Below are 15928 nucleotides of genomic sequence, written 5' to 3' on the forward strand. Positions count from 1 at the left end.
CCTGGCTACAGGAAACGAGTGCTGGGGAGGGATTTTTGTTTTTTCTTACAGTGTCGTTTGTACAGATTGCTTTTGCTTGCGGGCTTTATAATACGACAAGGAAAATACGAGCGCGAGCAAAATAAAGCCGGCGATATCCGTTTCGATACCGGGGATCACGGCGAGCACGCCACCCGCAACAGCGAGGATGCGCTCCAGTATGTTCAGCTTGGACATCCAAAAGCCAATTAGCCCTGCCCCTACGCCAATCATCCCGACAGTGGAGGTAAACATCACCCATATGGATTCTGCCAATGTCGTATTAATCAACAGCAAGGCTGGCGAGATGACGAAGATGTAGGGGGCCATAAAGGCAGCGATTGATAATCTCGTTGATTCTACCCCTGTTTGGATCGGCTTTGACTTGGCTATGCCGGACGCGGCGAAGGCAGCAAGCGCGACTGGCGGCGTGATGTCTGCGACGATTCCGAAGTAGAACGTAAACATGTGCGCCGCGATGTCAGGAACACCCAATTGAATGAGTGCTGGAGCAGCGATCGTGGACGTGATGATGTAGTTTGCTGTCGTTGGTGTCCCCATTCCCAAAATAAGCGATGCAATCATCGTGAAAAACAATGTGAGCAACAGCTGTCCACCCGCCAGATCAATCAGACCGTTTGCGAGCTTCAATCCGATTCCTGTCAATGTAATGGTACCGACGATGATTCCGGCACACGCAGTAGCGGCAACGACGCCGAGCGCCATCCTGGCACCTGAAGCAAGTGCTGCTAAAATATCAGCGATCGACATGCGCGTTTCTTTTCGGAAGGCTCCCACGACAATCGTAGAGACGATTCCGATGATCGCTGCACGCTCAGCTGATATGTTCATCATTAAGGCTGTAATAATGATCGCGATCGGAAGGAGCAGGTACATTTTCTTCAAGACTTCTTTTTTGTCGGGCAATTCTTCCTTCGAGAGTCCACGTAATCCGAGACGCTTCGCTTCGAAGTGAGTCATAATCCAGATGCCTACGAAAAATAAAATCGCAGGTAGAATCGCAGATTTGGCAATTTCCAAGTAAGGAACCCCGATGAACTCTGCCATCAAAAAGGCAGCTGCACCCATGACAGGTGGCATGATTTGTCCCCCGGTAGAGGACGAGGCTTCGACTGCTGCAGCAAATTCAGAACGATAGCCGAGCCGCTTCATCATCGGGATGGTAAAGGCGCCGGAAGTAACCACATTGGCAACAGAGCTGCCGCTAATGGTCCCTTGCAGGGCGCTGGAAAAAACGGCTACCTTCGCAGGTCCGCCGATTCGTCTGCCTGCAATGACCAAGGACAAATCGTTGAAATACTCGCCGACCCCTGTTTTCTCAAGAAATGCGCCAAACAGGACAAACAAAAAGATAAAGGTAGAGGAGACAGCAAGAGGTGTACCGAGAATGCCCTCTAGCGTGTAGTAGCTGTGGCCGATAATCCGATCGACATCACTGCCCCGATGCTCCAAAAACCCTGGCATGTACGGGCCGAAGTAGGTGTATAACAGAAAAATAGTGGCAATCAGAGCGATGGGGATTCCGACGACTCGTCGTGCTGCCTCCAGGACGAGCACGATGGCGATACCGCCGACCACCATATCCATCGTCGTGTAGTTGCCTGTTCGCGTCACGAGTCCTTCGTAGTCGAATACCCAATAGAGTGAAACGAAGACGCCTAACAGCGCGAGGATCATGTTCACGATTCCGATTTTGTTTTTGCTGCCTTTGGATGTCCCTGCATACAGCAGGTAGACTAGTGCCAGTCCGAAGGCCAAGTGGATCGGACGATGGATCTGCGGAGGCAGTGTAAAGAACAGCGTGCTGGATAGCTGGTACAGGGAGAAGAGGACAAGTAGACCAAAAGTGATCCACTTCATTGGTCCCGCGAGTTGGCGTGTGGCTGATTCTTTGTCGTATTGAGCGATCAGCTTATCCATCTCTTGCTGGTTCACATTCGTTGTTGTACTCATCTAGTAACCTCCTAACTCGCTTAGAATGGATCGCTTTTCTGCTTGAATCGTGATGGCCTCTCCCGGCTTGTCAAGCAAGCCTAATGGAATTTCTTGTCCAGCGAAAAGCAACGTATGATTAGCTCGTACCTGCCCGATGAATAGCCGAAGGGCAGGAAAAGAGCGCTGCATGTTACGAATGTGGAATTGGCCATCAGCCATAATTAGCTCCTCGCCCGGGGCTAATTCATTTTCCATGCCGATACCGTAATCGTGAAAGCTCATCTCCGACAAAATGATCTGATCGTCTACAATGCGGTATCGCTCCTCGATATTGGATCGATGAATAGAATGAGTCCAGCGAATGCCGAAGGTCGCGTCTTCCTGTATGTCAGCACTCCAAACCACCTGATTCGATTGGGTGTCCCGAATGACCAGAGCCGGAATCAAGGGCAAGGAGATGCCTATGTAAATGACTAGGAAGAGTAGCGAGAAGGAGAAAAGGCGGAACAACGTCCGCCCTCTTCCCTTTGTTGCATCCTTGATAAAAGCCATCTGGCCCTACTTCACGCCTTTTTCGTCGAAGTACTTTTTGGCACCTGGGTGAACGGGGATGCTTACGCCGTTCATCACGTTCTCCAGCTTGATTTCCTTAGCTTTGGCGTGGCCGAGCTTGTCGCTATTTTCAAAGATTGCCTTTGTCACCTTGTACACGAGGTCTTCACTGAGATCAGAGCGAATCAAGAGCATTGATTTGACGGAGACAGTTGTCACTTCTTCCGGAACGGTTTGGTACGTATTGGCTGGGACTGTTGTTTTCACGTAGTAAGGGTATTTGGCGATGATCGCATCGATTTTGTCTGCGTCAAGCGGGATGATTTTGACACCTTTCGTTGCAGCCAGCTCCGTGATAGCTGCTGTTGGAGTACCAGCAGTTTGGAAGGCGGCATCCAATTGACCGTCTTGGATTGCTTTGGCTGAGTCAGCAAAGGAAAGGCGTTGGAGCTTGGTATCTTCAAAGGTCATACCGTAAGCCTCCAAAATTTGCTGCGCGTTCACTTCTGTACCGCTCCCGGGAGCGCCTACAGATACACGCTTGTCTTTCAGATCGGTCACGCTTTTAATATTGCTGTCAGCAGAGACGACGATTTGGATGGTCTCATCGTAGAGAGCTCCCAATGCTTGGAACGAATCGATTTTACCGTCCTGCTGGAACATGTTTGTTCCTTTTGCCGCATATTCAGCAATGTCGTTTTGGGTGAAGGCGATGTCCGCTTTTTTATCGCGAATGAGGCGAATGTTTTCTGCAGAAGCACCAGTGGCTTGTGCAGTAGCGGTGATGCCGGCGTTTTTCGTAATGTGGTCAGCCATGCCGCCACCTAATGGAAAATAAGTACCGCCTGTTCCACCTGTCGCGATTACTAATTGGGAGGGATCGGCGCTTCCACCTGAGCTGCCTCCGGTCCCGCCTCCTTGTGCAGAGTTGCCGCCACCACCACATGCTGTTACGAGCGACATGGATAGAAGCAGTGTGAGCGAAAGAAGAAAATGACGCTTCTTCAAGATAATTCCCCCTAGTCTAAATGTTCTGTTTATCATGCTTTCTTCGGCATTGTAAGGGGAGGTCTATAAAAAACTACAAAAATCTATAGAAAAATATAGTAAACTAAGAAATATTAAGCTGAGGAAGTGCGGCAACTTTTTATGAGAGAGACCATTTCGATCCTGCTGCTTATGCTCATTGCTGTCCCGATTGCCGGTGAGCTCAAATTTCACCCGTTTCAAGATGATTTTCGTATTAGCTTTGGTACAACCGCTTTTTTCTTCTTTTTATTGTGGCTGCGTCCTTCGTTGTTGGCAGGGATATTAACCGGTGTAATTGTTGTTCTATTTCGAATAATCTTGGATTTTTTGTATGGAGATGTCTTTTCGTTCCTGCAATCCCTTCAGATGCATTTTCCCGCCTTTTGCTATTATGCAGCATTTGCTTGTCTATTCTCGCTCTTTCGCGTTAATATGCTACATCATCGTCCGCTTTGGGTGGGGCTGCTGGGAACAGTCGCAGAAATTGCCGCCAATTTAGTGGAGCTATCCTTCCGAGCGGTGTCCTGGGAGGGTGTCTATCAGTTGTCGGTCGTGGGGCCGATCGCTGTGATTGCCTTGATTCGGAGTTTTTTTGTCCTTAGTTTTTTCAATATGATTCAGCTGCGTCAGGCGAAATGGATGGAAAAGCAACAGCGAAATCGAAACGAGCAGATGCTTGTGCTCATCTCCAACTTGTATGAGGAATCTGTCCATTTGAAAAAAACATTGCATCAGGTCGAGGAAATTACACGCAACTGCTATGAGCTGTACCGCGAAATGAACGAGCTGGGGCGCAAGGATGAAACGAGCCAGAAATACGCGAAGCGACTGCTGTCCCTGGCCGGACAAGTGCATGAGGTGAAAAAGGATAATCAACGAATCTATGCAGGTCTCTCCAAGCTCATCTCTGACGAGAACGAACGAGACTATATGCCGCTTGGCGAATTGATTGCGATCATCGTTCATGCTCAACAGAAGTACGCGCGATTGTTAGATAAGAACATTCAGTTTGAGACCAATGTGGAGGTGCCGTATCTCGCCTGCCACATATACACGACCCTTTCTCTGATCAACAATCTGGTCGGCAACAGTGTCGAAGCAATTCGCGAGCGGGGAATGATCTCGATCGTTGCTTCGCTTGATGAGAGTCGGGAGTGGATTCATTTTTGCGTAATGGATGACGGGACAGGCATCGTGGTGAAGGACAAGGAGCTCTTGTTCATGCCTGGTTTTACAACCAAATACGACGTATCAGGCAGGCCTTCCACGGGGATAGGGCTTTCTTACGTAAAGGAAGTCACAGACAGTCTCCAAGGAAAGATTGAAATATCCGAGCACTCAGTTGGACACTCGACTGAATTTCGCATACGCCTGCCAATCGCAACTCTGATTCAGAAAGGGTGACCTGATGCGCTATTTCATCGTGGATGACGATCCGGCGATTCGATTCATGCTCGGTCAGATTATTGAGGATGCTGATTTGGGAGAGGTATGTGGGGAAGCAGAGGATGGCTCACAGATTGACCACGATTTTTTGAACTGGAAGCAAGTAGACATCTTGTTGATTGATCTTCTGATGCCGAATCGAGATGGTATTGAAACGGTGCGGCAGCTGGGACGTTTTACAGGCAAAATTGTCATGATCTCACAAATTGAGACGAAGGAAATGATTGCAGAGGCGTATACGACAGGAATCGAATACTACGTGACGAAGCCGGTGAATCGGCTGGAGGTCATTAGTGTTTTGCAAAAGGTCAGGGAACGTATACTGCTGCAGCAATCCATCGAGGGAATTCAGCGATCGCTTGCCGTCTTGTCTGGTAACGTCCATGTGAAGACAGTTGTGTCAAAAGAAGTTTCCTATCCCGAGAAGGGAATCTTGTCTTCGGCGCGGTTTCTCTTAACCGAGCTGGGGATGATCAGTGAAAAAGGCAGTAAGGATTTACTAGACATGATGGAGTGGCTGTATCGCTGGGAGAAGGAGAGAAATGGGGAAGTGAATCTCCCGCCATTGCGCGATATTTTTTGGGCAGTGGCTGCCGGGAAGCTGGGGAAGGGGGGAAACGTCCTGATCCAAAAGGAAACGAAGGCCGCGGAGCAACGGGTGCGCAGGGCCATTTATCAGGCATTAACTCATCTGGCGTCTCTTGGGCTGACCGACTACAGCAATCCAAAGTTCGAGAGCTACGCAACCACTTTTTTTGATTTTACCGAGGTTCGAAAGCGGATGCTAGAGCTGGAAAGTCAGATGGAAATGACTATCTCCTCTACAAGAATCAATACAAAAAAGTTTATTTTTGTGCTCTATATGGAATCAAAAAGGAGAATTGGTGTATTTCAGGGCTGACTTTTGGAGTGGGCATATAAATGTGATAAGATATTTCTATTGGTCATGAGCAAGTTGGGGAGGGAAATAAGTGAGCGAACTACGTAATCCATGGCAGCTACTTTACCGAGTCTATCGTCATGTTCAACCTGTTCTGGAGCGAGAGTTTGCGGCCTGGTACAAAAGAGCGCAGGCGATTCCCAACCTCGAGCTGAGAAAGCAAGCACAAGACAGCATGGATTCGAAAAAGTTTCATTGCCAAGGGGGATGTGTGTATGCTGCTCAGGTCGTCCCTCATGTCGAAACGATTGTCCCGCTAATTGTGGCCTACCAAACGATCAGTGACTACTTGGACAATCTGTGTGATCGCAGCACGTCCCTAGACCCGCAAGACTTCCGTCAGCTTCACGTGTCGATGCAGGATGCACTAACACCAGGTGCACCATTGCGAGATTATTATTTGTACCGCGAAGATAAGGATGACGGCGGATTTTTGGCAGGACTTGTGCAAACCTGTCAGCAGCATGTAGCACAGCTGCCAGCCTATGAAAAAATCAAGGCAAAGATCCTCGAATTTTCCTGTTTATACAGCGATTTACAGGTGTACAAGCACATTGTCCCAAATTTGCGTGAGGATCAATTGTTGTCGTGGTGGGATTTGCATAAGGAACGTTATCATCATTTGCACTGGCAGGAATTTGCGGCTGTCACAGGCTCGACGATCGGCATATTCGCTCTCTTTTGCCTGGCGACTGAACCAGATGTAAGTGATGAACAAATTCAAACGGTTAGTGAAGCTTACTTTCCGTGGTTGTGCGGCTTACATATTTTATTAGACTATTTAATTGACCTGGAAGAAGACAGAATGGGCGGCGATTTAAACTTCGTCAGTTACTACGAATCCGAGCATATCGCGACTGAACGCTTGAAACTTTTCATAGAACAAGCAAAGGCAAGCGTTAAACGCTTGCCAAATCCTGCATTTCACCGTATGATCGTGGACGGGCTAGTCGCGTTTTATCTCGCGGATCGCAAGGTAAATCGGAGCCAGCCACACATTTATACTATCGCGAAACAACTGCTGAAGCAGGCCAAGGGACTGCCCTCCGTCCTGTTTTATGTGAACAGCTTGCTTGTACGGCGATAACGGAGAAGAGGTTAGCGCATATGCTTGCGCTTGTACGAAAAGCCAAATCCCATCAACGAGAAGGCAACAACGATACAGCCAAGGATACCGAGGGGACTTTTTTCCCCAATGGCAATGCCAACTCCGATGAGACAGGCGGTTACCAAAAATGCCAAAGCCAGTGTTACCAATTGATAACGATTCATCGGTCTGTAACCTCCTATCTGTCAATGTTCCCATTATACCTTATTTTCCGCGAAAAGCATCCAGGTAAAGATTCCGGAAATCCCGGTAATATATTTGTGCGAAGTGGTGGAGAACGCAGATGGAAAGCATAATACAAATTAGAAAAGGGAATCGAGTGATAGAAGGTCATGTTACCTATGAAGAAGGGGACTTGATCGAAGCCGTATTTCCCAACCCATTGGATGTCACTGTAGGGGACCAGATCCCGTGTTTATTGACCGCTGATTATGAAACGATCAGTACGTTTGAAGCCGTAGTTGTGGCTAAAGACAAAAATCGCTTGTTTTTGTTCCACTCTCCAACAGCTACTGAATTTCGGGAGCAGCGCAGACGCTATCCCCGTTTTGACATGGAGGTAAAGGGGTGGATTCAGTATCCGACCCAGGAGCCAGACTCATTTTTTTCCGTCTATAGTCTCATGGTGTACTTGGTCAATTTGAGTTTGGGAGGATTGGCGTTCCGCTCAGACAAACCGATTCCTGCGGATCAGCAGATCGTGTTTTCTTTTGAATTGTACGGTCGAAATCGCCCGGATGGGGTAGTAAAAACAGACCTGGTTGTCATTCATGAACGCATAGAGGATCCGTACTATTTTTATGGCTGCACGATCAAAGGAATCAATGCACGTCATTTTCACAATTTGCGAAAGTACATTTTGCATCGGCAAATTGAGGAACGAAGACAAGTGAAAATCGAGTAGGTTTTTCGTGAATTGGTTCAATGGGGACCAATTTTTTTTTTGCACTTTTTTGGTTGAGTTGGGTGTGGCTGCTGGGGAGGGAAGAAGCGGATTTCCAGTCTACGCTTCGGCCTACGCCCTGCCGGGAGGCGGGAGCTGTCCGCTACGGAATGAATGTCGGGAGCGCCTCAAAAGTAGAGGTTCGAGGATGTGTTTTCAGAGGTTGAGGCTGAAAACCCCCGACATTCATTCCTCCGCTAGGTTGGGCTCCAGAGGCGCTTGGACTGGAAATCCGCTTCTTCTACGCGGCTTCAGTCAACATATGAAAGGACATCAAGGACAAAGAAAAAATTAGACAGCTCTGTGGAGTAAACATAACGGTCTAAAAGCTGGACGCCCATCTCAACTGCTGGAGAGCATCCAGACAGATTTTGTAATCAGCGAAAAAAGGAACATACGTGTACATTAGCGAAACTTTGTCTAAAATGCTTCCTGAATCCTATTGGACAAATCGCGCAGGGAGGAATACGTGAGATGTGGAAAAAATGGATGGTGTGTGTACTTACCTTGATCTTGAGTATGCCGGTCGTGGCTTGTGAGGCGAATCCGGCAGCAGAATCGCAGCCCACCCAACAGTCTCTTCCGTATCGGGTCGAGGTATTGGCTGATCAATTGGATGTGCCGTGGGCGATGGATATAGCCCCGGATGGGCGGTTCTTTTTCACAGAACGACCTGGTAGAATACGTGTGATCCAGTCAGGTAAGCTGCTGCCGGAGCCGCTCATCTCAATGCCAGCCCCGTTCGTCAGTGAGGGAGAAGGCGGGCTGTTGGGGCTTGTGCTCGATCCCGACTTTGCGAACAACCACTTCTTGTACGTTTACCATACATACAAAGAGGGAGATGCGACTTTCAATCGGGTCCTGCGACTGCGAGAAGCGCACAATGTGGCGCAGATTGACAAAGTACTCCTCGACAAAATTCCGGGAAGCTCGATCCACAACGGTGGACGAATCAAAATTGGCCCGGACCAGCGACTCTACATCACGACGGGAGATGCTCATGAGCCGATGAATGCGCAAAATCGCGAGAGCCTCGCGGGGAAAATTTTGCGGATCAATCTGGATGGAAGCATCCCTGCCGACAATCCTTTTTCCGGCTCACCGGTATACAGCTATGGACATCGCAATCCTCAAGGAATCGCATGGAATCCCGCAACGGGGATTCTCTACAGCTCGGAGCATGGCCAAACGGCACATGATGAGATCAATCGGATCGAGCCAGGAGCGAATTACGGCTGGCCGGTCATATCGGGTAAAGAACAAAAAGAGGGGATGAAAACCCCCCTCCTGCAAAGTGGTGATACGACATGGGCTCCTTCTGGCATGACGTTTGTATCCAAAGGACCGTGGAAAGGACAGCTGCTGGTAGCCAATCTCAGGGGGGAGCAGCTTCAAAAGATCAGCTTAGACGCTACTCGACCCGATACGGTAGTGGAGGCCACTACTTTATTTCAAGACGAGTTCGGACGACTGCGTGATGTTGTCGAAGGAAAAGACGGCATACTCTATTTGTTGACCAACAACCGCGATGGTCGTGGAAATCCGCGAGAAGGCGACGATAAAATTATCCGACTCGTTCCGATCCAGCCGTAGCGGTAGCAACAGCCACGTTTTTTGTTCGTTTCCCCCAAATCCATCGTTGTAATAGGACAGCACCTCCGCCAATCGCAGCGATTAAAAATCCGACCCATAAAAAGGCGGTGTTTGGGCCCCAGATGGTCATAATGACGCCACCGAGCAATGGAGCAATAATAAAAGTGGCGCTCGTCAAAGAATCGATAATTCCCCTCACTCGGCCAAGCGCTTGCGGGGGGCTTTCTTTTTGTACGAGATAATTGGCTCCAACTGAAGTTAGACCTGTTCCTACTCCAGCCAATATAGCGGGAATCAGCAGCCAATACATGCCATCACCCGGCTGGAAAAATCCAATCCACGAGAAACAAATCCCGATGAGCAAAACGCCGCCACCCAGCACCCATCCATAGGAACGAATCTCTTTTAAGCGATGCAGCCAGGCAACGGTAAGAAGTGCACCTAATCCAATAACACTGACCGTAAACCCGAGCATTTCCGGATTGTTGGGCAGCTTCTCGCGAAAGATTACAGGAAGCTGTGTATCCGCCAACTGAATTGCCAATGAAGTAATAATTGCGAAGATCGTGCTGAACAACAGGACACGGTTTTGCAAAAAGATATGCCAGCCCTCTTGCCATGCTTGGCGATAAGGGAGGGGCTGCTGTTCTGCAGATGGACGAGCCAGCGTATTCTCCACTTTACGAATCGTAAACAGGAAGGCAGTAGAGAGAAGGAAGCTAGAAGCATTAATCATCAGACAAATGGCAGGTGCAAAAACGGCCGCTACCAAACCGCCGGCAAGTGGACCGATCAATTTCCCCATTTGGTATACGGCTCCATTCAAGGCTGAGGCTTGTAACAGTTGATTCTCAGGTACGATTTGACGTGTCAACGTTTGTTGTGCTGGATCATTGAAGACAGAAGCACCAGAACGCAGGGCAATGACCACCAGGAACCAAAACGGATTCGGCATGGCAAGCAGGAGCAGCGTGAGGGCCGCCTGAATGACATTCATGCTCATGATCATCCGTACTTTGTTCACTCGGTCTGCAAGCACCCCGGCAAACTGCCCGAGCAAAATGCTAGGAGCGGCATAGGCAACGGGCAGCAGGGCCATCGTCATCGGATCAACCTTCCACACAAACCCCAACAGGATAGATACCGCAATGAAGTCAAACCAATCGCCCAGTGTAGACAGTCCGTAGGAGACGAACAGCGTGCGAAACGTTTTATTTTCTTTTAACAAAAAAATCCCTCCATCGATCTGTTATCTCGATGATAAAAGGGATTTGTCAGAGGAATATCAGATAGGGGAAGAGATGATGGCACGAATCTTTTTCTGCAAGTAGTCGAACTTGTACTCTTCGGACAATTCGGCCCACATTTTCTTGTATTTGCGTTCCCATTCTGCATCATAGCTAAAGTCTTTCAAGAATAACAAAATCATTTGTACAGCATAGATCAGATGTGGGACGAACTTGGTTGCACGGATGACCTCGATACCTTCGTCGACCAAGAGGCGCGCTTTGGCAATCTCTTGTCGATGGTACAGACAAAGCCCGCGTGCAATGGTAAAGCTGCCGAGCTCGCGCTGCATGGGGAGTGTTCGCAAGATTTCCTCAGAGCGTTGAATGACTTTCTCTGCTTCATTAACCTGACCCATGAGAAGATACAGGAGTGATTCTTCCGCTTGAAGAAAGAGGTAAAAGCCGGGTGAATTTACTCGGTTAACAACCTCTCTGGCTGGTATCAGCTGTTCTTTGGCTCGTTCCCATTCTTTTGCTTGCGCGTAGACACTGATTGCAGTGATCTTTAGCTCATCCTGATAATTATCAGGCATGTTTTTCGAATTTTTAAAGGCCCATTCAAGAACTTCTATCCTTTTTTGCGAGTCCATTTCGGTCATATGGTACAAATGGAACAAATAAAAGCGCTTGTCAGACATAGGCTCAGATTTATCCTCCACAAACCAGCTGAAGTCACCTTTAACAAACCGCAAAAAGGTAGCGTAGAATGGGTCCATCTGGAAGCCGAGCACTTGCTGATTCGCATAAAGCGTCTGCAAAGCGGCACCCATACCCATGCCGTGGTAAGTGGTTATCATCTTCTGGATGTTCTCAGAGAAATCGCTGTTCAATACGGTTGGACTAAGTGACTGCTGCTCCTTTAACGTAAGCCGATAGCCAACCCCTCGGACCGTATCAATCGTGAGCAGATGCGACCACTTTTGCAGCTTTTTTCGCAAGCGGTAAATGTGATCATCGATTGTACGGTCAGTGGGTGCTTCCAGAGGCCAGACGCGATCCAGCAAATCACCCCTTGAAAAGGCCCGGTTTTTCCATGTGTACAGAAATTGAAACAAGGCGTATTCCTTTGGTAAAAGGACAATCGTTTCCCCGGCATATTGGATCTCATACGTATCATCCGACCAAGTAATCAATCCCATTTGAAGGACTCCTCATTTATATTGAACTTTTTCATTTTATTGTAAAGGGTGCCACGTGATACGCCGAGCAGCTCGGCTGCTGCTTTTTTGTTGCCATACGTACGCTCCAACGCTGCCAGGATACGCTCTTTTTCGGTCGCGGGTTGAGGGTTGTGCGCTAATGATGGGCGCATGATTGACGGCGGTGTCGGAGTCGGCTGCGCATAAGTTCCCACAATCGGTTTGATCACAGAAACATGTGTCGGTTCCGCGTGGCTGCGAATGACAGATGGCAGGTGCTCGGGCAAAATAACGCCATTTTCCTGCAGGATCGACAGGCGTTCGATGACGTTGCGCAGCTGTCGGATGTTGCCGGGCCAATTGTACTCGAACAACGCTTGCATAACTTCAGGAGCGATGCGCGGTACGGAGTGGTCATGGGCGACAGAATACTCATGAATAAAAATTTGCACGAGCTCAGGCAAATCCTCGCGTCGTTCGCGCAGCGGCGGGATTTCCAAAGAAAAGACGTTCAGCCGATAGTACAAATCCTCACGAAAACGACCGTCTGCGACCATCTGCTCCAGCTGTCTGTTTGTAGCGGCAACGATTCGCGTATTGACGGTGATGGGCTCTGTTCCACCTACACGGTAAAACTGCTTTTCCTGCAAGGCGCGAAGCAGCTTTACCTGCAATTCTAGTGGCAGCTCGCCAATTTCATCGAGGAAAAGCGTACCGCCATGGGCCAGCTCCAGTTTGCCAGGCTTGCCTTTTTTCTCGGCTCCCGTAAAAGCACCACCCTGGTAGCCAAACAGCTCGCTCTCGAACAGAGCAGCGGGAATGGCACCGCAGTTGATCGCAATAAACGGCTTCTCATGTCGGCGACTTGCCTGATGAATGGCTTTGGCAAACAGCTCTTTCCCGACGCCGCTTTCTCCATAAATCAGCACAGTGGCATCCGTTTGCGCTACTTTTTTTGCCGAACCAATTGCGGATTGTATCGAAGCGGAATGGCCCTTGATCGCATAAAAAGGATCATCCGCCGCCTGGAACCGACTCATCTCTTGCTGCAAGTTGTGGAGGTGGGCGGTCGTATGCGCTAATTCTTCGTTGAGGCGAACCAGCTCGGTAATGTCCTGTTCAATGGAAATCGCGCCGATGATCTCACCCTCGCGACGGATCGGAGCGGCATTAATGAGTACATGACTGTCTGGACGAGGAATGTGATAGACACGTTGAACAGATGTTCCTTGACGCAGCGCATCGAGCAGACGGATCGACTCACTGGCGAAGTGTTCATCGAGAGAGGTTCCGACAACCTGGGCGCGATCAATTTCATAAATGGTTTCTGCTGCCTGATTCCAGTGTTGGACGATATTACGGGAATCCACGATCGTGACAGCCTCACTCATCGTATCCATCAAGGTGCTGAGCAGGGCAGACTGGTTTTGGGTCAACACGACAAAGGCAGTCATGAGCTGGTGTGGCTCGACCATTCCCGTCGGAGTGCCTTGTTCATCGACGATGATGAGTGTTGGCACATCGGAAACGCCTGCTCCAGCGAGAATGTGATGGATGGATTGTTCTAGCGTGGTTGTAGAAGAGATGATGACAACTCTGCCGATTCGTTCTTTATCAACCCATTCACCTACGGTTTCACCTGCGCGTATTTTGACAATATCAGGCGGAATCGGACTCGCAAAGGAAGAGAGTGTACTGTCCAGCGAAAATAACGGTTTCAAATCGTCACCTCTTATCCAAACTAACAGGAAAAAGGATCGTCCCTGTTGTACATCGACAATATCTAATCAAAAGTGTACAAGAATGGACACGTAATGTACATATGTGTTAAAGATGTGATTCCGACAAAAGGATAGCGCTTACCACAAGCAATTGGCACGATTCATGCTAGTAAAAGTGGACAGAGTACGTTGAGGAGGAGACAGTCAACGATGGAACAAGCTATGAAGGATTTCTTTCTATTTTTATCCAAAAACAAAACCTTAAATTCTGCCGCGAAAAAGTGGGGTCTGCGCTTCGGGGCGAGCCGCTTTGTATCTGGTCAAACTATTGCTGAGGCAATCAGCGCGGTACGCAAGCTGAACCAACAGGGTCTCGTGTGCACGCTGGACCACTTGGGTGAATTCGTGTTCAGCGTAGAGGAAGCAAACGAGTCTGCGGACTATTGCATTAAAACGCTTGAGGCAATCCACCAATCCGGTGTCGATTGCAATCTTTCGTTGAAAATGACTTCACTCGGTCTCGATATCAGCCGCGAGCTCTGCATGGACAACATGAGACGCATTTTGGATTCGGCTAAGAAAAATGGAAACATTTTTGTTCGGATCGACATGGAGGATTATGCGCACAATCAAGTGACCATGGAGATTTTGAACGAATTACTGCAAGAGTACGACAATGTAGGGACCGTTATTCAGGCGTATCTCTACAAAGCGTCCGATGATATCGACAGCTTGAAGGACAAAAAAGTGAACTTCCGTCTCGTAAAAGGAGCTTACAAGGAGTCTCCTGAAGTTGCTTACCCGAACAAGCCAGACGTAGATGAGAACTACAAAAAAATCATCAAGCAGCACTTGTTGAACGGTGGTTATGCCGCAGTTGCTACCCATGATGACAATATTATCGATTTCGTGAAGAAGCTGGAAAAGGAACACAGCATTCCGCGTACACAGTTTGAATTCCAAATGTTGTATGGCATTCGCACACAGTCCCAAATTGACTTGGCTCGCGAAGGCTATAAAATGCGGGTTTATGTACCGTATGGAAACGACTGGTACGGATATTTCATGCGCCGTTTGGCAGAAAGTCCAGCGAACGTAAAATTTGTTCTCAAAGGGATGTTTACGAAATAAGTTTTGCGCAGTATACTTGACACCTTCGGAGGAATCTCCGGAGGTGTTTTTATTTGATCTGGAAAGGTGAGAGTTTCGTGAATTCTTTGATTATTTCGCTTACTCCTCCGTATTCTTTTGAACGTTTGCTTCGACGTCTTGAGACACATCCAGATACGCAGATACGTGTGAATAAAGAAAAAAATAGTTTACAGCGCGTCTTTCGAATCGGTTTACGGCCAGTTCTGGTCAGTATGCAATTTATGGGCAGCTTGGAAGAACCTGCTCTGCACTATGAGACACAAGCAATTTTGTCCACGACAGAACAGCAAGTGCTGGAAAAAATGCTGCGTCGTGTTTTTAGTGCCGATTTGGAGCTATCCCCGATCTATGAACAGATGAGGGCGGAAAAGGAGCTAGCCATCCTCACCGAGCGGTTTCGCGGTCTTCGTCTGATGCTGGATGCGGATCTGTTTCAATGCATGGTCAAAACGATTATCGGGCAGCAGATCAATTTGACGTTTGCAGCCAATTTGACCGAGAGGCTGGTTACACTGGCAGGTGATGTAGTAGAAAGCACAACCGGCAAGAGCCTTATCGCTTTTCCGACGCCTGAAGCAGTAGCCAGATTGACAGTGGAGGATTTGCGTCCATTGCAGTTTAGTCAGCGAAAAGCAGAGTATATTATCGATTACGCCCGTTCCATTGTTAACGAGAAGATAGATTTGGAAAGACTATGGGCAATGGAGGACGAGGAAATCATTACGTACCTAACTTCGCTGCGGGGAATTGGACGCTGGACAGTCGAGTGCTTGCTCATGTTTGGGATGGGACGTCCAGACTTATTGCCGGCTGCTGACATCGGTTTACGAAATGGGATTGTTCTCCTTTATGGAATGGATTCGAAGCCAACTGAAAACGATATTCGTAGGATAGGCGAGAAGTGGGCTCCGTGGCGCAGTATTTACTCTTTGTATATATGGGAAGCAGTGGGGGCGGTCAAAAGAAAAGAAGTATTTGAACTGTAAAAACTTTCATTTTTGACAAAAGTTCAATAATTTTAAAAAATTAAAGGTTGAATAGT

Annotated in this window: 14 protein-coding genes; 7 read left to right on the plus strand and 7 right to left on the minus strand. The window is 48.4% G+C overall.

The window, feature by feature from the left end:
- Positions 1-45: 45 nt before the first annotated feature.
- The 3 genes from AB1L17_RS15885 to AB1L17_RS15895 are packed head-to-tail and all read right to left on the minus strand — an operon-like array spanning position 46 to position 3534.
- Positions 46-1992 (minus strand): TRAP transporter permease, encoded by a 1947-nt coding sequence (locus tag AB1L17_RS15885; protein ID WP_412844392.1) that lies wholly within the window; start codon positions 1990-1992, stop codon positions 46-48.
- Entirely contained in the window at positions 1993-2526 is a 534-nt protein-coding gene (locus AB1L17_RS15890) for a DUF1850 domain-containing protein (RefSeq protein ID WP_412844393.1), read from the minus strand.
- Positions 2527-2532: 6 nt separating this feature from the next.
- Entirely contained in the window at positions 2533-3534 is a 1002-nt protein-coding gene (locus AB1L17_RS15895; RefSeq protein ID WP_412844394.1) for a TAXI family TRAP transporter solute-binding subunit, read from the minus strand.
- Between the two features lie 141 nt (positions 3535-3675).
- On the opposite strand from AB1L17_RS15895, the gene AB1L17_RS15900 reads away from it, so the two are divergent.
- The 3 genes from AB1L17_RS15900 (at position 3676) to AB1L17_RS15910 (ending at position 7028) form a co-directional block, all read left to right on the plus strand.
- On the plus strand, positions 3676-4959 hold the full coding sequence (locus AB1L17_RS15900) for an ATP-binding protein (protein WP_412844395.1): 1284 nt from the start codon (positions 3676-3678) through the stop codon (positions 4957-4959).
- Between the two features lie 4 nt (positions 4960-4963).
- Complete coding sequence (locus AB1L17_RS15905; RefSeq protein ID WP_412844396.1) at positions 4964-5902, plus strand: response regulator; 939 nt, start codon at positions 4964-4966, stop codon at positions 5900-5902.
- Between the two features lie 70 nt (positions 5903-5972).
- Positions 5973-7028: a tetraprenyl-beta-curcumene synthase family protein gene (locus AB1L17_RS15910; RefSeq protein WP_412844397.1), complete on the plus strand. Its 1056-nt coding sequence runs from the start codon at positions 5973-5975 to the stop codon at positions 7026-7028.
- 11 nt (positions 7029-7039) lie between these two features.
- On the opposite strand, the gene AB1L17_RS15915 is transcribed toward AB1L17_RS15910, so the two are convergent.
- Positions 7040-7213, minus strand: a complete 174-nt coding sequence (locus tag AB1L17_RS15915; RefSeq protein ID WP_007722723.1) for a YlaF family protein — start codon at positions 7211-7213, stop codon at positions 7040-7042.
- Between the two features lie 119 nt (positions 7214-7332).
- Here AB1L17_RS15915 and AB1L17_RS15920 point away from each other — a divergent pair, with 119 nt between their 5' ends.
- On the plus strand, positions 7333-7953 hold the full coding sequence (locus AB1L17_RS15920) for a PilZ domain-containing protein (RefSeq protein ID WP_412844398.1): 621 nt from the start codon (positions 7333-7335) through the stop codon (positions 7951-7953).
- 513 nt (positions 7954-8466) lie between these two features.
- The gene (locus AB1L17_RS15925) at positions 8467-9585 is read left to right on the plus strand and encodes a PQQ-dependent sugar dehydrogenase (protein ID WP_412844399.1); all 1119 of its coding nucleotides are present in this window, start codon (positions 8467-8469) and stop codon (positions 9583-9585) included.
- On the opposite strand, the gene AB1L17_RS15930 is transcribed toward AB1L17_RS15925, so the two are convergent.
- From AB1L17_RS15930 to AB1L17_RS15940, 3 genes are read right to left on the minus strand one after another with little or no spacing between them, the layout of a single operon-like run.
- Complete coding sequence (locus AB1L17_RS15930; RefSeq protein WP_412844400.1) at positions 9557-10813, minus strand: MFS transporter; 1257 nt, start codon at positions 10811-10813, stop codon at positions 9557-9559. The genes AB1L17_RS15925 and AB1L17_RS15930 overlap by 29 nt on opposite strands.
- A gap of 57 nt (positions 10814-10870) precedes the next feature.
- Positions 10871-12013 (minus strand): winged helix-turn-helix domain-containing protein, encoded by a 1143-nt coding sequence (locus AB1L17_RS15935; protein WP_412844401.1) that lies wholly within the window; start codon positions 12011-12013, stop codon positions 10871-10873.
- Positions 12004-13734, minus strand: coding sequence for a sigma-54 interaction domain-containing protein (locus AB1L17_RS15940; RefSeq protein ID WP_412844402.1), 1731 nt, complete (start codon positions 13732-13734; stop codon positions 12004-12006). Before AB1L17_RS15940 ends, AB1L17_RS15935 begins: the two co-directional genes overlap by 10 nt.
- Before the next feature lie 210 nt (positions 13735-13944).
- On the opposite strand from AB1L17_RS15940, the gene AB1L17_RS15945 reads away from it, so the two are divergent.
- Positions 13945-14865: a proline dehydrogenase family protein gene (locus AB1L17_RS15945; protein ID WP_412844403.1), complete on the plus strand. Its 921-nt coding sequence runs from the start codon at positions 13945-13947 to the stop codon at positions 14863-14865.
- 77 nt (positions 14866-14942) lie between these two features.
- A complete protein-coding gene (locus AB1L17_RS15950; protein WP_412844404.1) occupies positions 14943-15872 on the plus strand; it encodes a DNA-3-methyladenine glycosylase family protein in 930 nt (309 codons plus the stop codon).
- The last annotated feature ends 56 nt before the right edge of the window (positions 15873-15928 follow it).

The organism is Brevibacillus jepli (genome assembly GCF_047229145.1).
Taxonomy (GTDB): domain Bacteria; phylum Bacillota; class Bacilli; order Brevibacillales; family Brevibacillaceae; genus Brevibacillus.